We start from the raw sequence: 20,569 nt of genomic DNA, 5'->3' as shown, positions 1-20,569 counted from the left end.
TCCTTTGATGGCTCTGACACCGGGTGCGGACGTCACGTGGCGTTCGAGAATGCAGGCGAGGAACTGGCGGTCCTGGCCCCGAGCCGTCGTCACGTCCTGGCGCGCGTCCCTGCATTTTCGTACCGTCACCATTTCGGTTGTCCTGTCGGGGATGGCCATCCTCGTGGTCGGCGTCTACATGTCGGTGAGCATCGGCAACGATCTGTTCCAGTCGAGACTCAATCAGGTGTTGCTCGACTCGAACCGGGCCACGAACGCCGCGCAGGGCATCCTCGACGCGTCAGACGCGGTGGATCGTGTACAGGTTCGAGCGCTGGTCGGCTCGGCGCGCACGTCGATCACCGCGGCGTCCTCAAGCCGGCTCATCGCCGTGCTGCGCGTTCCCGACCAGGAAGCGTCGACCGTGGCCCCGCAGGACTCGTCGACCTTCGGGGAGGAAACGGGAGTTGTCTCGAACGAGCTGCGCGAGGCCGTGCAGGCGAGTTCCGACGAACAGTTTTGGCAGTCCGTGACCCTCACCGACGACCTCGGCACCGAGATTCCCGGCATCGTCGTGGGGTCACAACTGACCGTTCCGGTCGCCGGGCGGTATGAGCTCTACATCGGCTACAGCCTGCAGGATTCGGAGTCGACGTTGCTCTTCGTGCAGCAGACACTCGGCGTCGCCGGCGTCGCCCTCGTGCTGCTGATCGGCGGTGTCAGCTGGGTGATCGTGCGTTTCGTGGTGACGCCGATTCGGGTCGCCGCCGAGACGAGCGAGAAACTCGCCCGCGGCGACCTTGAGGTGCGCATCCCCGAGAAAGGACAAGACGTCATCGCCACCCTCGCCCGGTCCTTCAACGGCATGGCCGACAGCCTGCAAAGCCAGATCCAGAAGCTTGCCGACCTCTCCGAGGTTCAGCAACGCTTTGTGTCGGATGTCTCCCACGAGTTGCGCACACCGCTCACGACCATCCGCCTCGCCGGCGACGTGCTCTACGACCAGCGCGCCAGTTTCCCGCCGGCGACCGGACGCACAGCGGAGCTCCTGCACATGCAGGTGGAACGTTTCGAGGTGCTGCTGAGCGACCTGCTGGAGATCAGCCGGTACGACGCCGGATCCGTCGAGCTGGAGAGCGAGCCGACCAACCTCGTGCACCTCGCGGAGGACGCCGTTGACGGGTTGCGCAGTCTCGCCGAGTCCAAGGGCAGCGACCTGAGGCTCGTCGCCCCCGGCGGGTACCTCAACGCGGACGTGGACCCCCGTCGCATCCGTCGTATCCTGCACAACCTGATCGGCAACGCCATTGAGCACGGTGACGGCAAACCGGTGGTCATCTCGGTCGACAGCAACAGTGATTCGGTGGCGATCGCCGTGCGCGACTACGGGATGGGCATGAGCCAGTCCGAGGTGGCGCACGTGTTCGACCGCTTCTGGCGGGCCGACCCCAGCCGCAAACGCACCATCGGGGGCACGGGCCTTGGCCTGTCGATTGCCCGCGAAGATGCCACCGTGCACAATGGTTGGTTGCAGGTCTGGTCATCACCCGATCACGGCGCCTGTTTTCGCCTGACCCTGCCGCGTTTGTCCGGGGGAATGCTCACCGCGTCACCGATCCCACTTCCGCCGACCGATGCCACGTCAACCCTCGGCGAGCTGGGGCCCGAGCACGGACTCACGGAGGGAACGCATGCGTAGAGCATCCAGTCGCAACGTCGGCCGCGCGCTCGCCGCTATCGTGGCCGCCGTCATCGTCCTGACCTCGTGTTCCGGGATCCCGCGGGACGGAAGCGTGCGCGCGGGACAGGCCGACATCGACGACGAGAGCCCGGCCCAGGTCTTCTTGCCGTCCGGCCCGCAGCGGGACGCCGGCGTGGACTCGATCCTGCTCGGCTTCATCGACGCGGCGTCAAGCCCGGACAGCAATTACGAAATCGCCCGCGAATTTCTCACCACCAGCTTCAGCTCGGAGTGGGACCCGACGGCCGGCGTCATCGTGGATGACGGCATCGGACGCATTGTCACCTCCCAGGACGAGCAGACGATTCAGGTGACCGTGACACCGATCGCGGTGCTGAGTGCCGCGGGGGAGTACCGGGAGTCCGATTCAACGCCCGTGCCGCTTAGTTACGAGTTCGTGCAGGTCGACGGACAGTGGCGCATCCAGTCCGCCCCGAATGGAACGCTGATCGACGAGACCACGTTCAACGACGTCTTCAGCGCATCCGCCCTGTACTTCTTCGACCCCGGCTTCGATACGCTCGTGCCCGACCTGCGCTGGTTCCCACGCGGAGCGTCCGCTCCGACCAAGATCGTCAACGCCGTGTTGAGCGGGCCCAGCGACTGGCTCGGGGGCGCCGTCGCCACGGCGTTCCCGGCCGGGACGAAGCTCACCGCCGACGCCGTGCGGGTCGTGGGCCGCAGCGCCATGGTCGATCTCAACAGCGAGGCGCTCAACGCGGACCGCGTCACCCTGGAGCGGATGAAGGCGCAGCTCACGGAGAGCCTGCCATCGGGAATGAGTGTGAGAATCACGATCGACCAGAACCCGCAGGACATCGCTGACCTGGGACCTGCCGTGAACCCGCGCGTCGACGCGCGGGCGTTGATCCTGCGTGACGGAAACTTCGGGTTTCTGGCCGCGAGCGGACAGTCTCTGACCGCGGTCGAGGGTATTTCAGCCGCCATCGTGGGCCTCGCGCCCACCGCGGTCTCCCTGGCGGCCGGCCAGCAAACGGCCGTCGCCCTCGCGGCCGGCGGGGTCTGGCGGGTGAGAGCGGGGAACGATCCCGTGCTGGTCGACTCACGTGCAGGCCTGATCGCACCGTCGATTGACACGGACGGGTACACCTGGTCGGTGCCGATGAACGAACCGAGCGACATCGTCGTGACCGCCGCCGGTTCGGCCGCGGTCAGTGTGGCCTCGCCCTGGCCGGAAGCCACGACGATCCAGGCCTTGAAGGTCTCCCGCGACGGCACCCGCATTGTCGCGGCGTACACGATCGGCGCCGAGCCCCGACTGGCCGTCGTGGGGATTCTTCGCAAGGACGGGTTGCCGGTCGGGCTCACCGCGCCGCTGCAGCTCATGGCCGACGCGACGCCCGCCCTTGACGTGGCCTGGGTGGATGAATTGACGGTGGCCTCGCTCAGTACCCTGGCGGCCGGGGCGAAACAGATCACCGCCCGGGAGATCGGTGGCGCCAGTGTCGTACTGGAGTCGCCCCCGGACGCCGTTGCGCTCGCGGGAAGCAACTCGCTGCGCGACCTTCGCGCGATCACCTCATCCGGCGGCCTGCACGTGCAGCGGGGCGTGGGCTGGCAGAAACGCCTCGACGAGGTGACGGTGCTCGCCACGCAGCAGGGCCTCAACAAGTAGAGGTCCTCCCCACCCCCTGACTGTGCACCGTGGCAGGACCGGGACGCACGGGCGCGGCGCCGCAGGGCACCATGGCCAGCATGCGCGGCACAGCACTGATTGCAGCACTGCCTGCGGCGCTTCTCGACGCCTGGGCCGTTCTCATGCCCACGGAGTGCGCGGGGTGCCGTGCCGTCGATCGCGCGCTGTGTTCCGCCTGCCGGCACGGCCTGAGTCCCCAGGTGCACGAGGCGAAGCGAGAGGGGGCCTCCGTCTGGTGCGGTCTCGATTATTCCGGTGTGGTGCGGCACGTGATCGGGTCGTACAAAGACGGCGGCAGAACGGATGTCGCCGGCGCGCTGGCCACGCCCCTCCGGTTGGCCGTGGCGGCCGCTCTCGACGCCGCGCCTCCGGCATCCGCGGCGGGAGTGCACCTCGTCGTTATTCCGTCGTCTACGGCCGCCTGGCGCACCCGAGGATTCCATCCCGTCGAACTGATGCTGAGACGCGCGGGCCTGGCCAGCACCACGGCGCTGCGCACGGTCGCGCCGGTGGCCGACCAGGTGGGTCTCGGCCGGGAGGAGCGCGCCGCGAATCGACGGGGGTCGCTCCGGGCCATTCGAGCGCTAGACGGGTTCACCTGCATTGTGGTTGACGACATCCTCACCACCGGTGCCACCGTTCTCGAGGCGCGACGCGCCGTCATGGACGCGGGCGGACAGGTTGTCGGGATGGCCGTTCTGGCGGAAAGACGGCGACTCCATCCGGTAACCGAACGTCCGCTGAAAACCGATTGACAAAAGCGGTGACTTATCGGGTCCGCCCGGCTACGGTTGAAAACACAGGCGCGCAATGATCGCCCATATACCGGGCGATCCGCCAGATCAGGAGGTCGTCATGGAAACTAACATCGTCGGACGAAACCTAGGGATCACTGATCGCTTCCGGGAATATGCCACGGAAAAGGCCGAGAAGATAGCCGGTCTTGCCGACAAGGCGCTCGCTCTCGAGATCAAGGTAAGCCGTCACCACGAGAAGAACGGTGCCGCGGTCGGAAATGATCGGGTCGAATTGACCCTCATCGGTAAGGGTCCTCTGGTTCGGGCCGAAGCTGACGGCTCCGACAAGTACGCGGCGTTCGACATTGCATTGGGGCGTTTGCTCGAACGCGTACGCCGCGCGAAGGACCGTAAGAAGGTTCACCGAGGCGGGGCGCACCGGCCCACGTCTCTGCAGGAGGCCGCGTCCGTCGCCTTCAGCGTGATCGACATCGTTCCGGCCTCCGGCGAGACCCTTGAGCGTGTTCGTACCGGTACAGCTCCGATCGTGTCCCCGGACAGCGTCGATGACGACGCCAATGCTGAGGCCGAAGCGGAAGAGGAATACTGCCCCGTCGTCATCCGCCGTAAGGTTTTCGCCGCGGCGCCCATGACCGTCGACGACGCTCTCTACTTCATGGAGCTCGTCGGGCACGATTTCTACCTGTTCCAGGACGCGGAAACGCACCGGCCGAGTGTGGTCTACCGCCGCAAGGGATGGGACTACGGCGTCATCGAACTCGACGATTCCGCGGCTGAATTGCGGGAGGCCCCTGCTGAAGCCGCTGTTCGGAGTAACTGACCACCTGGCATTGCTATAGTTGCCGGTTAGGTCGGCGTTCCGGCGTCGGCCGGACGACAGGTGATGGCTGCGCGGGGTGAAAACACTGCGCAGCCACACACCGTGACGACTACTGGAGTGCATTCGTGGCCTCAATTTTGGAAAAGGTTCTTCGTGTTGGCGAAGGGCGCGTTCTTCGGCGCCTGGAAAACTACGCGAAGGCGATCAACGCGCTGGAGGATGACTTCAGCCACCTCACCGACGACGAACTCAAGAACGAGACCGTCACGCTGCGGGAACGCTATTCGGCCGGGGAGTCGCTCGACGACCTGCTGCCCGAGGCCTTCGCCGCCGTGCGTGAGGCGAGCAGTCGCACCCTCGGGTTGCGTCACTTCGACGTTCAGCTCATGGGTGGCGCCGCGCTTCACCTCGGCAGCATCGCCGAGATGAAAACCGGTGAGGGCAAGACGCTCGTCGCCACCACGGCCGCGTACCTCAACGCCATCACGAGCCGGGGCGTGCACATCATCACGGTGAACGACTACCTCGCGAGCTACCAGAGCGAGCTGATGGGCCGCGTCTTCCGTGCCCTCGGCATGACGACCGGATGCATCGTCTCCGGCCAGACGCCTCCTCAGCGTCGCGAGATGTATGAGTGCGACATCACATACGGCACGAACAACGAGTTCGGTTTCGACTACCTGCGCGACAACATGGCGTGGCAGGCCTCCGACATGGTGCAGCGCGGGCACTCCTTCGCCATCGTCGACGAGGTCGACTCGATCCTGATCGATGAGGCACGGACGCCGCTCATCATTTCGGGTCCGGCATCCGGCGAGGCAAACCGCTGGTTCACCGAGTTCGCGAGTCTCTCCAAAAGGCTCGTGCCCGACGAAGACTTCGAGGTCGACGAGAAGAAGCGCACCATCGGTGTGCTCGAACCCGGCATCGAAAAGGTCGAGGACTACCTCGGCATCGACAACCTCTACGAGTCGGCGAACACGCCGCTCATCTCATTTCTGAACAACGCCATCAAGGCGAATGCCCTGTTCAAGAAGGACAAGGACTACGTCGTCATGAACGGCGAGGTGCTCATTGTTGACGAGCACACCGGCCGAATCCTGATGGGACGCCGCTACAACGAGGGCATCCACCAGGCCATCGAAGCCAAGGAGGGCGTCACGGTCAAGGCCGAGAACCAGACCCTGGCGACGGTCACGCTGCAGAACTACTTCCGCCTGTACTCGAAGATTTCCGGCATGACCGGTACCGCCGAGACCGAGGCGGCCGAATTCATGAGCACCTACAAGCTCGGTGTGGTCGCGATCCCCACGAACAAGCCGATGCAACGCATCGACCAGGCCGACCTCATCTACAAGAATGAGGAGGCGAAGTTCAACCAGGTGGTCGAGGACATCGCGGCCCGTCACGAGAAGGGCCAGCCCGTTCTCGTGGGGACCACGAGCGTCGAGAAGAGCGAATACCTCTCCCGGCTGCTCGCCAAGAAGGGCGTGCGCCACGAGGTGCTCAACGCGAAGAACCACGCCCGTGAAGCCGCCATCGTCGCGCAGGCCGGACGCCTCGGATCGGTGACGGTCGCCACGAACATGGCCGGTCGTGGAACCGACGTGATGCTCGGCGGCAACGCCGAGTTCATCGCCGTGGCCGACATGCACGCCAAGGGCCTCAGCCCGGTGGATACCCCCGAGGAATACGAGACGGCCTGGGACGATGTCTTCGAGGCCGTCAAGGACACCGTGCGCGAGGAGGCCGACAAGGTCATCGCGGCCGGAGGTCTCTACGTGCTCGGCACCGAGCGCCACGAATCCCGCCGCATCGACAACCAGCTGCGTGGACGCAGTGGCCGCCAGGGCGACCCGGGCGAGAGCCGCTTCTACCTCTCGCTCACGGATGATCTCATGCGCCTCTTCAACGCCGGCGCCGCGGAAAGCCTCATGGGTCGTCAGGGCGTGCCCGACGACATGGCGATCGAGTCCAAGGTCGTCAGTCGCGCCATCCGCAGTGCCCAGGCGCAGGTGGAGGGACGCAACGCCGAGATTCGTAAGAACGTGCTCAAGTATGACGACGTGCTCAACCGCCAGCGCGAGGCGATCTACGGTGACCGTCGTCACATCCTCGAGGGCGATGACCTGCACGAGCGCACCCAGAAGTTCCTGGAAAACGTCATCGACGAGGTGCTCGACGTACATGCCGGTCAGGGCAACGGCGATGACTGGGACTTCGACGCCATGTGGGTCGAACTCAAAACGCTGTACCCCGTGGGCATCACCATCGACGAGGTCGTCGCCGAGGCCGGGGACAAGGGACGGATCAACCGCGACTTCATGCGCCGCGAGATTCTCTCCGATGCCCGGCAGGCCTACCAGCGCCGTGAGGAATCACTGGGTTCTCCCGCCATGCGTGAACTCGAACGACGCGTCGTGCTATCGGTCATTGACCGTCGCTGGCGCGACCACCTCTACGAGATGGATTACCTCAAGGACGGCATCGGCCTGCGCGCCATGGCCCAGCGTGACCCGCTCGTTGAGTACCAGCGTGAGGGCTTCGCCATGTTCCAGCAGATGATGGGTCAGATTCGCGAGGAGACCGTCGGGTTCTTGTTCAACCTTGACGTGGAGGTCACCCAGGGTGCCGGAGCCGTATCGGCCCCGGTCGTTGCGGCCAAGGGCCTTGCGCCCGCCGATCAGGCAGACGCGAAGCTCAGCTACACGGCGCCGAGTGATTCCGGCGGAGTGGAGGTGCGAAACCAGCGCGGCCAAATCCAGCAGGCGGCGACGGATCGTGCGCGCCGCACCACCTCGGAGAGTTCTGCTCCCGCCGCCGAAGCCCCGGCCGAACCGACACCGGCCCAGCGCGGTGCCTTCGGCCAGCGCGACAGCTCCGACGCGGCACCCGTGAACCGGGCCGAGCGTCGTCAGGCCAAGAAGAAGTAGCGCCCGCGCGGGCTTCTCTGCCGCACGCGCCGGAACACCCGTCGCCCCCTTCCGCCTCCGCGGGACGGGGCGATGCGTGTCTGTTCGGAGTACGTTGATTCGGAGTGCGTTGATTCAGAGTACGTTGATCGCGCTCGCCCGCCACCGGGAGCCGACGGTCTCCAACCTCAGGGCCACGCACTGCACGCGAGCCCGGCCGTGAACCATGACCACCGCCTCAACGACACCGGGGCGGGGCTCGAAGATGTGCACGCGACCAATGGAAATGTTGGGCCGCCGGGCGGTGCGCCCGGTCACCGCCCGCGCCCGCGCGGAGAGCACAACGCGTCTCAGCAGGTGTTTGTAGACATCGTCGCTCACCCATCGGGCGAGCTGGTCGAGTTCACGCGCCCCGGCAAGAACCTCCATCACTCCGCGCGTCAGGTTGATCAGCAGCGGCTCCGGGTCCGGCAGGGGCTCACCGTGCGCGGGGAGGGCGTCGGGTGCTGGCTCTGGATACAGGCTCATGACTACTCCGCTGTGGGTCTGGTGCCCGGGGTGTCTCCGTGGCGATCACTCAACCAGTCAGAGCTCCGGCTGTCCAGCGCTTTTATCCCCTGTGGATAACCCGGTGACACCGCAAGCGGCGGGTTAGGTTCGTCCTGTGCGCTGGGACAACCTCTTTGACGACCTTGAAGGTCAGCTCGAACGCGAGCTGACGGCCGAGGAGAGCGACCTGCGTGCGGAGGAGGAACGGCATCGTCGCGGGCGACTCACCCTGCGATCACGTCTACTGAGCCTGAGCCTCGGTGCGGCCGGCCCGGCAGTGATCCGGGTCGTTCTGACCACCGGAGACACCCTCGTCCTACGGCCAGCAAGCTTTGGACGGGACTGGTTTACGGCGGACCTCTTCGCCGCGGACGCCTCGAACTCCGAGCGGGCGGCCGGGCTGCCGAGCAGCACGCCGCGGGGTGTTGCCCAGTGCGTGGTGCCGCTGGCCGGTATCGCCGGGCTCGCGCTCACGGCCGACCAGGTGGAACGGTCCCTGGGCCCCGAATCCGAGTCGCCATCGGCCGCGCGCTTGTCGGACCGTATCGGGCTGTCCTTCGTGCTGCGAGACCTGTGTCGTCGCCGAGCCGGCCTCGAGCTGCACACGCGGACAGGCCTGCTCACCGGCACGATCGATCGGGTGGGGCGCGACCACCTCGACCTGGCCGTTCATCCTCCGGGGACGCTGCGCCGCACACCGTCGGTGGAGCACTACCGCGTCGTCCCCGTGGACCACCTGGTGTTCATCCGGCTGGTCTGAGCGCCGCCCCCGCCGGCGGCCGACTATGTCCGCGGGTCGGTACGCGATGGGGGACGTATGACGCGACCTCCCGACAACTCCGGAATGTTGCCGAAGTCTGACTGTTCCCACAAGGAAAGCCGTCGCGCCTCTTCATACTTCGCTTCGATGTACGACTCGAGCATGAAGCGCTCGACCCGCCACACATGCGAGGGGCCGATGCGTATGGCCGGCAATTCGTTGCTGCGCACGAGGTCAAGCGCCTCGGCGGGCGTGATGGCCAGGATTTCGGCGGTGTCCGACAGAGTCAGAAAACGCCCCAGTGCGGTTGCGTCTGAATCGTCCATGCGTCGATTATCCGTCGAACCATCCCGCTTGGGTGGAAACAATTTGCCCTGTGGATAAGTCTCACGCCGCGCCCGAACCCGGGCACGATAGAGCGAGCCGGCAGGCGGTGACAAGGAGTGAGGACGCGCATGACCAACTCGGCAGGCACACGCACACGAGCACGACTCTGGTTCGACCCGCGATTCGGCATCGGCCTGGTACTCGTCGCGGCATCCGTTGCGGGGGTGGCGGCAATCGTCACGACCGCGGACCGCACAATCGAGGTGTACCTCGCATCGTCCGCGCTCCTCGCGGGTGACCACATCGATGCCGGCGACCTGCGGGTGGCGCATGTGCGGCTCGGGGACTCCGCGCCGAAGTACCTGACGCCGGGGCGCCTGCCGTCCGACGGTCTCATCGTCACGCGCACGGTGCAGGCGGGTGAACTGGTACCGGCCGGCGCGGTTGGAACTGTCGTGGGGGCATCCACGACGAGTGTTGTTGTGATGGTGCACCCGAACCTGGCCGAGTCGATTGAGCCGGGGTCACTGGTCGATGTGTGGTCGGCTCGCAAAATCGCCGCCGCCCAGTACGCCCCGCCCGGTGTGCTCGTGCCATCGGCAACGGTGGTGCGGGTGATCGCGGCGGCCGGTCTGATGGCTTCGTCGGAGGGACAATCGGTGGAGATTTTGGTGCCGAAGGGCATCGTCGGACCGGTGCTGGAGTCGATTGCCAACGGTGACGTCGTCTCCGTTGTGGCGATCGACACGCCGCTGGACGAGTCGGCCGCCGGCAGTTCCGGTACGCCGCAGACGCCAACGCCGAGCGCGACACCCGACGGCGCCGCGACCGGGGGGAACTGACCGTGGCCGCGCTTGTACTCGTGCTCGACCGGCACACCGAAGACCGCCTGCTGGCAGACATCGTGGAGCACGGCCACTCGATCCTCGCCCAGGTGCGCACGGCCGCCGAGTTCGTGCCCTCCCTCCCGCAGGTGCGTCCGGATGTTGTCGTGGTGGGGGCGCGGCGTGAGTCGCTGACCGGGGAGCTGCTTGCCGCGTGTGACACGCGGGGCATCCGAGTGATTGCGCTCGCCGCGTCCGACCGGGATCGGCGCTACGCCGCCACGCTCGGATTGCTCGAAGTGCTCGATGCCGCGGTGGGCTGGCCGGAAATTGATGCTCTGGTGCGCTCCGGGGTCGTGGTGCCGCTGCGCGTCGGCGACCGCGCTCATGCGGGCGGCACCCCGCACTCCGGACGCGTCGTGGCGGTCTGGGGGCCCACGGGGGCGCCCGGTCGAACGTCCCTGGCCATCAACATCGCGGCCGAGATCGCCGCGGCCGGGCACACCGTCGCGCTGGCCGACGCCGACACCTACAGCGGGTCCGTCGCGGCGAGCCTCGGGATGCTTGACGAGGCCCCCGGATTCGCCGCGGCCTGTCGTCTGGCCGGATCGGACAGCCTGACTCAGACGGAGTTCGAGCGCATCGCGCAGCGCTACAACTCGCCTCAGGGGGCCTTCTGGGTGCTCACCGGAATCGGTCGGCCTTCGCGTTGGCCGGAACTCTCGGCGGAACGCGTGACGCGAACGATTGAGGCGGTGCGGCAGTGGGTGGACTACGTCGTCATCGACACGGGGTTCAACCTGGAGAGCGACGAGGAACTCTCCAGCGATATTTTCGCGCCGAGACGCAACGCCGCGACGGTGACGGCTCTGCGTGCCGCGGACCACGTCGTGGCGTGCGGGCTTGCCGATCCGGTGGGCATGGCCCGGTTCCTGCGTGCCTGGAGCGACCTGACCGACGTGATCAGCGACACCGCGGTGAGTGTCGTGATGAACAGGGTGCGATCCAGTGCGGTGGGTCTCGATCCGGCCGGGCAAGTGGTCGGTGCCCTACGTCGCTTCGGTGCCATCGAGTCGCCCGTACTGGTGCCGAACGACCAGGCCTCGCTCGACGTCGCCGTTCTCACGGGGCGCACACTGCGCGATGCCGCCCCGAAGTCGCTCGCGCGGGCGAGCATCCGTCGTTTCGTGCTGGCGAAACTCGTCACTGCCCCGGTAGCGGTCGAGCCGCGCCGGAGACGCGCCCGGTCCCGGGATCGTGCCCTCGCTGCACGCTTGTGACCGCCGCACCGGCACATTCGGCGGCAAGAACCGTGGCGCCCGCCGCGCGTGGAGAGCCCGTCAGTCCTGCAAGGGAATGACCTCGAGCCCGCTGTGCGGGCCGGTCACGACGAGGACCCGGCCGGCCCTCACACCGGAGAGGGCTGCCGTGACCTCGTCGACCGTCGGGCCTTCCGGGTTCGCCGGTCCGGAACGCTTCCACACGGTGACCGGGGCGCCGGTCGCGTCTGTGATGGCCTGCGTGAGAAGATCCGGCTCGGCACCGGTCACGAGGATGACCCGGCCGATGGGGCGCTCCGGCGTGGGCGGGGCATTCGATCGATCCCGCCGCCAGACGGCGAAGTGGTAGCCGGCGGCAAGGCCCGTGGCCACGAGCAGCCCGAGCGGCGCGCGCATCCGATCCACCACGCTTGCACCGGTCGTGTCCCCGAGCGCGAATTCGAAGAGGCGATAGCCGATGACGAGCAGCGTGATGATGGCCACCACGGCGCTCACGCCGAATACCAGGATGAGGTAGAGCCGTCGCCCGGTGTTGCCGGCCTCCGACGGGTCAACGGCGGCGGTCGGTTTCCAGGACACCCACCACACCGGGCCGCCGACGAGGAGGGCGCTGATCCCGCCGAGTAGCAGCGTGCGGGCGTCTGAGCCGACGAACACGGCCGTGAGGCTCGCGAGGAGGGCGTTGACGACCACGCCGAGGCCGGAGGCCGCGGTGATGAGTCCCACGCCGGAGGTCACGAGCACCCTGGCGCGTCGCGTCGCTGGTGAGCGAAGCCGGGACTGGGCGCGGTGGTAGTTCCAGACCAGGGCGCCGAAGCCCGCTGCGGCCACGGCCACGCCCAGGGGCTCCAGCATGAGTGCGATCGGCTCAGTGCGATCAAACGCCAGGCGAAGCAGCACGAACAGTGTGGTTGCGGCCCCGGCGACGGTGACGACGGCGGCCAGAACAATCCCGACGGCGACGAGCGCGACGTCTGCAAGCCCCCCACGCAGGCTGCGGGCATCGTCGTGGATCCAGAACCACCACCAGACGGCCAGGCCGCCGAGGCCCCAGATCAGGGCCTGCAGGGGGGAATGCCACCACGGCTCGCCAAACGAGGCGGTAGCAGTGACCATGGTTACGGCAGCGTCGATCAGCGCTCCCAGGGATGTGACGCCGCCGCCGAGGCCGAGTAGCAACCCGAAAACCGCGCCGAGAATCGGAGCCACCGTCGTCAATCGGGTGGGCCCCTGTCGCGTGTGCCCGCTCATCCAGCGGTGCCAGGCCCACACGGCGGCCCAGACGACTCCCGTCGCCACCAGTCGTGGTTGCCCGTCGCCGCGCACGAGCGACGCGGCGGCGGTGAGCAGGCTCACGCTGAAGGTGATGAGGGCGACGGTGCTCATGGCGGCCACATACAGGCCCCAGGCGACGGAGGCGCGTTCATCGCCGCCGATCCGGCGCCACTGAACCCACCAGAGCACCGCGGCGAACGGGCCCGCGATCAGGGTGAACGCGAGAGAGCGGGCGAGACCGGAGACGTCGTTGGAGGCGATCACGTTCCCGGAATCGAGGAGCCGTCCGAGCAGCCCGCTCATCCCGATGGCGGCGATCACGACGAGGGCGAAGAGCAGAATGAACACCACCACCCGGCGTGCGGAGGGCTGGGCGGTCGTGCCGGGTCCCGACTGTCCGACTCGAGCGGATGCGCGAACGCCGATCACGATGCCCGCGCCGATCACGAGGATCACGCCCACCAGAACAATGCTGCCTATCATTCGATCACCTTCGGGTTCGGGCAGATGGTGAGTTCCCAGGGGGCGTTGTCGATCAACCAGGAACCGTCGATTCGGACCAGGTCGACGATGGCGTCGGTCTCGTAGTCGGAACCCCCGAAAGGTCCGCTCCCGTACGACGTCGTGATCGACACCTTCACATCCGCGGTGTCGTCCCGAATCGTCGACGACATCAGGCTGATGCTGATGTTGTCCGCCGAGGGGCGCTCGACCCTTTCGCACGAGTCGAGGGCGGCCTGGCTGAGATAGCGGGCCGCGGTCTTCTCGTCACCCGCGAGCACGGCAGTCGCGTACCGCTGAACCGTGCCTTCCGGCGTTGACGGGTCGAGCAACTCGGGCGCCCCGCGGGAGAAAACGACCGCCAGGGCCACGACGACGAGCGCCCCGATGATTCCCAGGATGACGACCAGCATCCGGTCCGGTCGTGCACGTGTCTCACTCATGTCTACAGGATGGCCTATCCCGAGCCTCGATGGGGAAAGTGAGGCAATCGCTGGCCTAGGCTATTGATCGTGTCGACGCTCAGTGATCTCGTACTCGCCCATGGCCACAGCTCGGCTGAAGACGTGGACTGGCTGCACATGCTCGTCGCGGACGGCCAGCTGCTCGCCGACCTTGCCTTCGCCGATATCGTGGTGTGGGTCCCCACCGAGAGCGGCAGCTTCGTGGCCGTCGCCCACGCGCGCCCGTCGAGTGCCGCGACACTGTTCTACCGCGACTTCGTAGGACAGAACATCAAGGTCGACTGGCGCACGCAGGTGACCGAAGCCTTCGAAACAGCGAAAATCGTCGACACAACCGTGCCGGATTGGTACGAAGAGACGCCCACCCGCGTTCGAGCCATCCCCGTGCTGCGCCGCCTGAGCGTGACGGGCACCGAGGTCGCGCCCGTTCCGGTGGCCGTGCTCACCAGACACACGAACCTGAGTGAGTCGCGCACGCCGAGCCGCCAGGAGCTCACGTTCAACGACTGTGCCAACGACCTGTTCGACATGATCGCATCGGGTGATTTTCCCGATCTCGGCGCACCGACCGGCCCCCGTCGCGGCGCCCCGCGCGCCTCCGACGGGCTGATCCGCGTCGACGTCGACGGGCTGACCACCTTCGCAAGCCCCAACGCGCTCTCCGCCTTCAACCGCATGGGATTCGCCGACGAGCTCGAGGGAGAGTCCCTTGCCGAGGTCACCACAAGCCTGCTCTCGGGCACCGGGACCGCCGTGGTCGACGAATCGCTGCCGCTCGTCGTCACCGGCCGTGCGCCCTGGCGCACCGACATCGAGTCCCGCGGCGTGACCGTCTCGCTGCGCGCCATCCCGATCCGCAATCATGGCCAGCGCGTTGGCGCCATCGTGCTGTGCCGCGATGTCACCGAGCTGCGGCATCAGGAACGCGAACTTATCACAAAGGACGCGACCATTCGGGAGATTCACCACCGGGTGAAGAACAACCTGCAGACTGTCGCCTCCCTGCTGCGCATCCAGGCACGCCGCACCCAGTCCGACCGCGCCCGCGAGGCGCTCACCCAGGCGATGCGCCGGGTGGCGGCGATCGCAGTGGTGCACGACACGCTGTCGGAAGGGCTGAGTCAGATTGTGGACTTCGACGCCGTGTTCGACCGGGTGCTGCTGCTCACGGTTGAGGTCGCATCCGCGCACAATACGACGGTGCACCCCAAATCAACGGGCACCTTCGGTACGCTGCCCAGTGCCTATGCCACCCCGCTGGCGCTCGTGCTCACCGAACTCGTGACCAACGCCGTGGAGCACGGGCTTGCCGGCCGCGAGGGCGAGGTCTCCATTGAGGCGCAGCGCACCGACGAAACCCTCACCGTCATGGTGCGCGACACCGGTTCCGGCCTGCCGGAGGGTAAGGTCGGGTCCGGGCTCGGGACCCAGATCGTGCGCACCCTCATCCAGGGCGAGCTCGGCGGCACGATCGACTGGCACACCATGATGGGTAGTGGCACCGAGGTCACGATCGAGATTCCCCTGCGCTTCATGCGCGAGGGGTAACAGATGCGTGCTGTGCGCCGGGACCAGCCGCACGGCGCGCTCGGCGCGCGTTGCTACTTCAGGAGATCCGCGACCGGCACCGCCCGGCAGCCCCGAAAATCTGCGGCAGAACGGATGCCGACGGCCGGATCTCCTGAACTCGCGACACGGACGGCGGGGTGTCGGGGCAACACAAAGAGCCTGCGTCCACCGGTCAGACCGGGGAGCGCAGGCTCGAAATGCGTGGTGCGGGTGCTGCGGTGCCTAGGAGGCGCGGCGGGCGCGTGCGGCGCGACGCTTCAGGGCGCGACGTTCGTCTTCGCTCAGTCCGCCCCAGACGCCGGAGTCTTGTCCGGTTTCCAGCGCATACTGGAGGCACACCTCAGTGACGTTGCAGCGAGCACACACCGACTTTGCCTTCTCGATCTGGTCCACAGCGGGTCCAGTGTTGCCAACCGGAAAGAAAAGCTCCGGGTCGGCGGTGAGGCAGGCAGCTTTATCGCGCCAGTCCATATAGATGCTCCTTTATTGCGGGGTGCACGGCCGAATGGCCAGATTTGCAGGGCTCGGCCGGTTGCAGGAAAAAGCTCAGATCTAAACACATAGAAAAGCTCACGTCCCTGTGAGCGTCAACCGGACCTCAAATATCGTCCCATAATAGGGGTGTCAAAATCAATACTTTGGGATGGAATGAACCTGTGAATCAGCGTGAAGAGCCAGATCAGGACCCGTTGACTCGTGGTCGACCGCACGAGAGCGACCTGGCGCGTTCGCCCGGGCTGACGGTCTTCACCGCCCTGCTGGCCGTCGAGGCCGTGGTGCTTTGGATTCTCGCGGGCTGGCTCGTCGTCGAGCTGCTCACGCAGACGCCGGCTTCACTCGGCGGCGGGCTGGCGATCATCGGTTTGGCCGCGCTGGCCGCCGTGTGGGTGAGCGCCATCACCGTGGGCGCCGTACGCCGCCGCCCGTGGATCCGCGGCGGTGCCATCACCTGGCAACTCGTGCAGATCATGGTGGCGGTCGGTTGTTTTCAGGGTCTGTATGCGCGCCCCGATGTGGGCTGGGCCATTCTGCTGCCGTCACTGGTGGTTCTCGGGCTCGCATTCACCCCGAAGGTCGTCGCGGCCACGAGCCACCCGGTCGAGTAGGGTCAGGCGTCGATGCCGAGCTTCTTCCGCAGGCTCGCGACATGCCCGGTCGCCTTCACGTTGTACAGCGCGAGCTGCACGATTCCGGCCTCATCGATCACGAACGTTGACCGCAGCACCCCGGTGACGACCTTGCCGTAGAGGTTCTTTTCTCCCCAGGCGCCGTAGGCATGATGCGCGTCGAGGGCGGTGTCGCTCAGCAGCGGAAAGTTGACGGCGTCATGTTCTTGAAAGTCCTTGAGCTTGCCGGGCGTGTCCTTCGACACGCCGAGCACCTGGTAGCCCGCCGACGCGAGCGACCCGAGACTGTCGCGGAAGTCACAGGCCTCAGTCGTGCATCCGGGCGTCATGGCCGCCGGGTAGAAGTACACGACGACCTTGCGGCCCGCGTAGTCGGCGAGCGACACGGATGCCCCGTCCTGGTCGGTCAGGGTGAACTGGGGGGCCGTGTCGCCGGCTGTGAGGCGCGTGGATTCCGTCATGACTCCACGCTAGCCGGGTATTCCGGGCGGCGCCGCGTCGGCGCCGCGCCCGAAATGGGTCGTCGCTGCGCCCGTTACCGTGGCGGCCACCGATTCGGGGCGCGTCAGCGGGCCGGCGCGAAGGTCGCGAGGAGCCGCTGGAGCGAATCCAGCCGCACCCGTCCGGTGTCGCCGAGTTCACCGGCCTCCACGGCTTCGATGATCGCGCAGTCGGGGGAGCTCGGCAGGTGGGTGCAGCCGCGCGGACAACGTTCGGAAATCAACGCGAGGTCGGTGAACGCCTTGAGGATGTTGGCCGTGTCGATGTGCCCGAGACCGAAGGACCGCACGCCGGGGGTGTCGATGACCCAGCCGCGGCCGGCATCCGTTTCGAGGCGCAGGGAGACCGTGGACGACGACGTGTGCCGCCCGCGCCCGGTCACGGTGTTCACCACACCGATGGCGCGGTTCGTGCCCGGCACAAGCGCGTTCACGAGTGTTGACTTGCCGACCCCCGAATGCCCCACGAAAACCGTGTCATGGCCCACGAGAGCGGCGGCAATGGCCTCAACAGGCATCTCGCCCTCGCTGCTCTGGAATACCGGCAGGTCCAGGCCGGCAAAATTCGCCAGAAAATCGCTCGGGTCGGCCAGGTCCGTCTTGGTGATGCAGAGAATCGGGGAGACGCCCGCGTCGTACGCGGCCACGAGGTAACGGTCGACCAGGCGGATGCGCGGCTCCGGGTTGGCCGCGGCGACCACGATGAGCATCTGGTCGGCGTTGGCCACGATCACACGTTCGACCGCGTCGGTGTCATCTGCGCTGCGGCGGAGCAGGGTGTCACGGTCGACGATGCGCACGATGCGGGCAAGCGTGCCCTCATCGCCGGTGGTGTTTCCCACAATATCGACGCGGTCGCCGTTGACGACGGCTTTCTTGCGCAGCTCGCTCGCGCGGGCGGCCGTGACGCGTCGTTCCGTGGGCAGGTTCTCGTCGAGCATCACGGTGTAGCGACCGCGGTCCACGGTGAGGATGCGCCCGGTCAGGGCATTCTCGTGCTGAGGACGAGTCTTGGAGCGCGGCTTGGTGCCCTTTCGCCCGGCGCGTACCCGCACATCAGACTCGTCGTAGAGAGGCTCGTCGTCGTCGGGCGTTGACCACCAGGCGTCCGCGTCAGGCTCGTGCATTTAGAGCTGGGCCTCCGGCAGCATGGCGTGCCACAGCTCGGGGAATTGCGGCAGCGTCTTGGCGGTAGTGGCGATGTTGTCCACGAGTACGCCGGGAACGGCGAGCCCGATCAGGGCGCCCGCCGTGGCCATGCGGTGGTCCTCATAGCTGAGCCATTCCCCGCCGGTGAGGGGACGCGGTTCGATGCGCAGGCCGTCGGGCAGTTCGGTGACGTTGCCGCCGAGTCGGTTGATCTCGGTTGCGAGCGCCTCGAGGCGGTTCGACTCGTGGTGTCGCAGGTGTCCGATGCCGGTGATCGTGCTGGGGGAGTCGGCCAGAGCCGCGAGGGCCACGAGGGTGGGAGCGAGCTCGCCGCCCGCTCCCAGGTCCAGTTCGACTCCGCGGATGCCGCTGCCCGCGGTCACCGTGAGGCGATCGCCGTCGAGGGTCACCGTGGCGCCGAAGAGCGGCAGCAGCTCCTGCAGGTGCGCGCCCACCTGGGTGGTGTATGCGGGCCAGCCGGACATGGTGACGCTGCCCCCGGTGACGAGCGCGGCCGCCAGGAACGGTGCCGCGTTGGAGAGGTCAGGTTCGATGTCAACCTCCGCGCCGCGGATGGTGCCTGGCTCGACCACCCACTCGCCGACCGTGGGGCTGGTGACGGTGACTCCGCGATTGGCGAGGGTGGCACGGGTCATCTCGATGTGCGGCAGGCTCGGCAGGCGCTCGCCGGAGTGATGCAGGTGCAGGCCCTGATCGAAGCGTGAGGCGGCCAGCAGCAGGCCGGAGACGAACTGGCTCGAGGTGCCGGCGTCGATGGTGACCTCGCCGCCGGCAACGGCTCCCCGGCCGTGCACCGTGAAGGGCAGGGCGCTCCGGCCGTCGTCGTTGATGTCGGTCCCGAGGTCGCGGAGGGCGGTGATCATGGTGGACATGGGACGCCGGCGGGCCCCGGCATCGCCGTCGAAGGTGGTCGGGCCGAGCGCGAGCGCGGCGAGGGGCGGCACGAAACGCATAACGGTTCCGGCGAGGCCGCAGTCCACCGTGGTGGAGCCGAGTAGTTCTTCGGCCGGGGTGATGCGGAGGTCGCTTCCGAAGGCGCCTGTTCCGGGCACAGCCTCGATCGTGGTCCCCATCTGGCGGAGCGCATCCACCATGAGATCGCTGTCGCGGGAGTGCAGGGGGCTGCGCAACAGGGACGGGGCGTCGGCGAGGGCCGACAGCACGAGCTCGCGGTTGGTCAGTGACTTCGACCCGGGCAGGGACACGGTGCAGGCGAGCGGTGCGGCGGCCGTGGGCGCCGGCCACCAGGCATCCGTCTCAACGGGCACATTGTCGCCGTAGGGATCGAATTCTGGCTTGGAATATCTGGAGATCAACATCGGTTATCAGAATAGTCGGGTTATGACGCAACGGAAGGAATCCATGACGGTGTCGATGCTGCTGGAGCGAACCAGCACCGCCCAGATTGACGGCCTAGAATTGCCGGTGATGACTTCAGACGCGCCCGTGGGTGCTGATCTGGCCGAAACGCCGGACGCAGCTCGCGAAAAGAACCGGAACCTGTTCGAAGAGCAGGCACTTCCCTTTATCGACCAGCTTTACGCGGCGGCCATGCGCATGACGCGCAACCCGTCGGATGCCCAGGATCTCGTGCAGGAAACATTCGTGAAGGCGTTTGCCGCCTTCGCGCAGTACGAGCAGGGCACCAACCTCAAGGCCTGGTTGTATCGGATCCTCACCAACACGTTCATCAACATCTATCGCAAGAAGCAACGTGAGCCGTACCAGGGCACGATTGACGAACTCGAAGACTGGCAGATGGGCGGCGCCGAGTCGACCACCGCGATGTCGGGGCGCTCGGCCGAGGCCGAGGCGATTGACCACCTGCCCGACAGCGCCGTGAAGGACGCCCTGCAGTCCATTCCCGAAGACTTCAGACTCGCCGTGTACTTCGCCGACGTCGAAGGCTTTTCCTATCAGGAGATCGCCGAAATCATGAAAACCCCCATCGGCACCGTGATGAGTCGCCTGCACCGTGGCCGGCGACTGCTTCGCGAGTTGCTGGCCGAGTACGCGAATGGTCGCGGACTCGGTACCGGGACCGCACAGAATTCCAGGAGCGCAAAATAATGACTGATTGTGGATGCGAGAGGGCCAAGGCCGAACTCGAGGAATACCTGCACAACGAACTGCGCAAGGAGGAGGCCGCCGACATCCGCGACCACCTCGCGACGTGCACGGACTGCAACAGCGAGCATCTCGTGGGGCTGACCCTCACCGACGCGGTGCAGCGAGCCTGCAAGGAGACCACGCCGGAGGACCTGCGCGACCAGGTTCTGCTGCGCCTGCGCTCCATCCAGTCGACGCACTGACCGGCCGTATCCCGGCGCGGTAGCCCGGGAAGGATGACGCCGGC

General features: G+C 66.9%; 20 protein-coding genes. 12 read left to right on the top strand and 8 right to left on the bottom strand.

The genetic code is table 11. The annotated features are described in order from the left end of the window. Positions 1–7: 7 nt before the first annotated feature. The 5 genes from mtrB (at position 8) to secA (ending at position 7,888) form a co-directional block, all read left to right on the top strand. The gene (mtrB, locus tag AC1MB9_RS11735) at positions 8–1,678 is read left to right on the top strand and encodes an MtrAB system histidine kinase MtrB (RefSeq protein WP_479962127.1); all 1,671 of its coding nucleotides are present in this window, start codon (positions 8–10) and stop codon (positions 1,676–1,678) included. Next, a complete protein-coding gene (locus tag AC1MB9_RS11730; protein ID WP_479962126.1) occupies positions 1,671–3,356 on the top strand; it encodes an LpqB family beta-propeller domain-containing protein in 1,686 nt (561 codons plus the stop codon). The genes mtrB and AC1MB9_RS11730 overlap by 8 nt, the downstream gene beginning before the upstream one ends. An 80-nt stretch (positions 3,357–3,436) precedes the next feature. Continuing rightward, the gene (locus tag AC1MB9_RS11725) at positions 3,437–4,132 is read left to right on the top strand and encodes a ComF family protein (RefSeq protein WP_479962125.1); all 696 of its coding nucleotides are present in this window, start codon (positions 3,437–3,439) and stop codon (positions 4,130–4,132) included. A 100-nt stretch (positions 4,133–4,232) separates the two neighbouring features. Next, a complete protein-coding gene (gene hpf / locus AC1MB9_RS11720) occupies positions 4,233–4,955 on the top strand; it encodes a ribosome hibernation-promoting factor, HPF/YfiA family (RefSeq protein ID WP_479962124.1) in 723 nt (240 codons plus the stop codon). A gap of 125 nt (positions 4,956–5,080) precedes the next feature. Next, positions 5,081–7,888 (top strand): preprotein translocase subunit SecA, encoded by a 2,808-nt coding sequence (gene secA, locus AC1MB9_RS11715; protein ID WP_479962123.1) that lies wholly within the window; start codon positions 5,081–5,083, stop codon positions 7,886–7,888. Positions 7,889–8,002: 114 nt separating this feature from the next. On the opposite strand, the gene AC1MB9_RS11710 is transcribed toward secA, so the two are convergent. Next, entirely contained in the window at positions 8,003–8,395 is a 393-nt protein-coding gene (locus AC1MB9_RS11710; protein WP_479962122.1) for an Rv3235 family protein, read from the bottom strand. Positions 8,396–8,531: 136 nt separating this feature from the next. On the opposite strand from AC1MB9_RS11710, the gene AC1MB9_RS11705 reads away from it, so the two are divergent. Then, positions 8,532–9,176, top strand: coding sequence for a hypothetical protein (locus AC1MB9_RS11705; RefSeq protein WP_479962121.1), 645 nt, complete (start codon positions 8,532–8,534; stop codon positions 9,174–9,176). Positions 9,177–9,199: 23 nt separating this feature from the next. On the opposite strand, the gene AC1MB9_RS11700 is transcribed toward AC1MB9_RS11705, so the two are convergent. Next, on the bottom strand, positions 9,200–9,502 hold the full coding sequence (locus AC1MB9_RS11700; RefSeq protein ID WP_479962120.1) for a helix-turn-helix domain-containing protein: 303 nt from the start codon (positions 9,500–9,502) through the stop codon (positions 9,200–9,202). 129 nt (positions 9,503–9,631) lie between these two features. Between AC1MB9_RS11700 and AC1MB9_RS11695 the strand changes: the two genes are divergently transcribed. Then, the gene (locus AC1MB9_RS11695) at positions 9,632–10,345 is read left to right on the top strand and encodes a hypothetical protein (RefSeq protein ID WP_479962119.1); all 714 of its coding nucleotides are present in this window, start codon (positions 9,632–9,634) and stop codon (positions 10,343–10,345) included. Between the two features lie 2 nt (positions 10,346–10,347). Further along, the gene (locus tag AC1MB9_RS11690) at positions 10,348–11,607 is read left to right on the top strand and encodes a CpaE/TadZ family protein (RefSeq protein ID WP_479962118.1); all 1,260 of its coding nucleotides are present in this window, start codon (positions 10,348–10,350) and stop codon (positions 11,605–11,607) included. 60 nt (positions 11,608–11,667) lie between these two features. On the opposite strand, the gene AC1MB9_RS11685 is transcribed toward AC1MB9_RS11690, so the two are convergent. Together AC1MB9_RS11685 and AC1MB9_RS11680 are read right to left on the bottom strand one after the other, a co-directional pair. Next, on the bottom strand, positions 11,668–13,365 hold the full coding sequence (locus AC1MB9_RS11685; RefSeq protein ID WP_479962117.1) for a DUF5671 domain-containing protein: 1,698 nt from the start codon (positions 13,363–13,365) through the stop codon (positions 11,668–11,670). Continuing rightward, a complete protein-coding gene (locus AC1MB9_RS11680) occupies positions 13,362–13,826 on the bottom strand; it encodes an LpqB family beta-propeller domain-containing protein (protein WP_479962116.1) in 465 nt (154 codons plus the stop codon). Before AC1MB9_RS11680 ends, AC1MB9_RS11685 begins: the two co-directional genes overlap by 4 nt. 69 nt (positions 13,827–13,895) lie before the next feature. Between AC1MB9_RS11680 and AC1MB9_RS11675 the strand changes: the two genes are divergently transcribed. Beyond that, positions 13,896–15,395 carry a sensor histidine kinase gene (locus AC1MB9_RS11675; protein WP_479962115.1) on the top strand — a complete coding sequence of 500 codons (1,500 nt, stop codon included), beginning with the start codon at positions 13,896–13,898 and terminating at the stop codon, positions 15,393–15,395. A 243-nt stretch (positions 15,396–15,638) separates the two neighbouring features. On the opposite strand, the gene AC1MB9_RS11670 is transcribed toward AC1MB9_RS11675, so the two are convergent. Continuing rightward, positions 15,639–15,887, bottom strand: a complete 249-nt coding sequence (locus AC1MB9_RS11670) for a WhiB family transcriptional regulator (protein WP_035837005.1) — start codon at positions 15,885–15,887, stop codon at positions 15,639–15,641. A 185-nt stretch (positions 15,888–16,072) separates the two neighbouring features. Between AC1MB9_RS11670 and AC1MB9_RS11665 the strand changes: the two genes are divergently transcribed. Continuing rightward, positions 16,073–16,522 (top strand): hypothetical protein, encoded by a 450-nt coding sequence (locus tag AC1MB9_RS11665; RefSeq protein ID WP_479962114.1) that lies wholly within the window; start codon positions 16,073–16,075, stop codon positions 16,520–16,522. A 2-nt stretch (positions 16,523–16,524) separates the two neighbouring features. On the opposite strand, the gene bcp is transcribed toward AC1MB9_RS11665, so the two are convergent. The 3 genes from bcp to aroA all read right to left on the bottom strand — a co-directional run bounded on the left by bcp (position 16,525) and on the right by aroA (position 19,532). Beyond that, positions 16,525–17,004: a thioredoxin-dependent thiol peroxidase gene (gene bcp, locus AC1MB9_RS11660; protein WP_479962113.1), complete on the bottom strand. Its 480-nt coding sequence runs from the start codon at positions 17,002–17,004 to the stop codon at positions 16,525–16,527. Positions 17,005–17,108: 104 nt separating this feature from the next. After that, complete coding sequence (gene rsgA / locus AC1MB9_RS11655; RefSeq protein ID WP_479962112.1) at positions 17,109–18,170, bottom strand: ribosome small subunit-dependent GTPase A; 1,062 nt, start codon at positions 18,168–18,170, stop codon at positions 17,109–17,111. Further along, a complete protein-coding gene (gene aroA, locus AC1MB9_RS11650; protein ID WP_479962111.1) occupies positions 18,171–19,532 on the bottom strand; it encodes a 3-phosphoshikimate 1-carboxyvinyltransferase in 1,362 nt (453 codons plus the stop codon). A gap of 109 nt (positions 19,533–19,641) precedes the next feature. Between aroA and AC1MB9_RS11645 the strand changes: the two genes are divergently transcribed. Together AC1MB9_RS11645 and AC1MB9_RS11640 are read left to right on the top strand one after the other, a co-directional pair. After that, a complete protein-coding gene (locus AC1MB9_RS11645) occupies positions 19,642–20,283 on the top strand; it encodes a sigma-70 family RNA polymerase sigma factor (RefSeq protein WP_479964636.1) in 642 nt (213 codons plus the stop codon). Further along, positions 20,283–20,525, top strand: coding sequence for a zf-HC2 domain-containing protein (locus AC1MB9_RS11640; RefSeq protein WP_479962110.1), 243 nt, complete (start codon positions 20,283–20,285; stop codon positions 20,523–20,525). The genes AC1MB9_RS11645 and AC1MB9_RS11640 overlap by 1 nt, the downstream gene beginning before the upstream one ends. Positions 20,526–20,569 lie beyond the last annotated feature (44 nt).

It is taken from the genome of Cryobacterium sp. AP27, assembly GCF_056680495.1.
Note: the sequence above shows the minus strand (reverse complement) of the source record. Positions and strands in the feature narration are given on the sequence as shown.

What these genes read in the sequence shown, in the direction of transcription:
- aroA (WP_479962111.1), bottom strand. Translation starts at nt 19,532, where the DNA reads ATGTTGATCTCCAGATATTCCAAGCCAGAATTCGATCCCTACGGCGAC.
- AC1MB9_RS11710 (WP_479962122.1), bottom strand. Translation starts at nt 8,395, where the DNA reads ATGAGCCTGTATCCAGAGCCAGCACCCGACGCCCTCCCCGCGCACGGT.
- AC1MB9_RS11670 (WP_035837005.1), bottom strand. Translation starts at nt 15,887, where the DNA reads ATGGACTGGCGCGATAAAGCTGCCTGCCTCACCGCCGACCCGGAGCTT.
- AC1MB9_RS11730 (WP_479962126.1), top strand. Translation starts at nt 1,671, where the DNA reads ATGCGTAGAGCATCCAGTCGCAACGTCGGCCGCGCGCTCGCCGCTATC.
- bcp (WP_479962113.1), bottom strand. Translation starts at nt 17,004, where the DNA reads ATGACGGAATCCACGCGCCTCACAGCCGGCGACACGGCCCCCCAGTTC.
- AC1MB9_RS11700 (WP_479962120.1), bottom strand. Translation starts at nt 9,502, where the DNA reads ATGGACGATTCAGACGCAACCGCACTGGGGCGTTTTCTGACTCTGTCG.
- hpf (WP_479962124.1), top strand. Translation starts at nt 4,233, where the DNA reads ATGGAAACTAACATCGTCGGACGAAACCTAGGGATCACTGATCGCTTC.
- AC1MB9_RS11725 (WP_479962125.1), top strand. Translation starts at nt 3,437, where the DNA reads ATGCGCGGCACAGCACTGATTGCAGCACTGCCTGCGGCGCTTCTCGAC.
- AC1MB9_RS11645 (WP_479964636.1), top strand. Translation starts at nt 19,642, where the DNA reads ATGACTTCAGACGCGCCCGTGGGTGCTGATCTGGCCGAAACGCCGGAC.
- AC1MB9_RS11680 (WP_479962116.1), bottom strand. Translation starts at nt 13,826, where the DNA reads ATGAGTGAGACACGTGCACGACCGGACCGGATGCTGGTCGTCATCCTG.
- rsgA (WP_479962112.1), bottom strand. Translation starts at nt 18,170, where the DNA reads ATGCACGAGCCTGACGCGGACGCCTGGTGGTCAACGCCCGACGACGAC.
- mtrB (WP_479962127.1), top strand. Translation starts at nt 8, where the DNA reads ATGGCTCTGACACCGGGTGCGGACGTCACGTGGCGTTCGAGAATGCAG.
- AC1MB9_RS11695 (WP_479962119.1), top strand. Translation starts at nt 9,632, where the DNA reads ATGACCAACTCGGCAGGCACACGCACACGAGCACGACTCTGGTTCGAC.
- AC1MB9_RS11685 (WP_479962117.1), bottom strand. Translation starts at nt 13,365, where the DNA reads ATGATAGGCAGCATTGTTCTGGTGGGCGTGATCCTCGTGATCGGCGCG.
- AC1MB9_RS11640 (WP_479962110.1), top strand. Translation starts at nt 20,283, where the DNA reads ATGACTGATTGTGGATGCGAGAGGGCCAAGGCCGAACTCGAGGAATAC.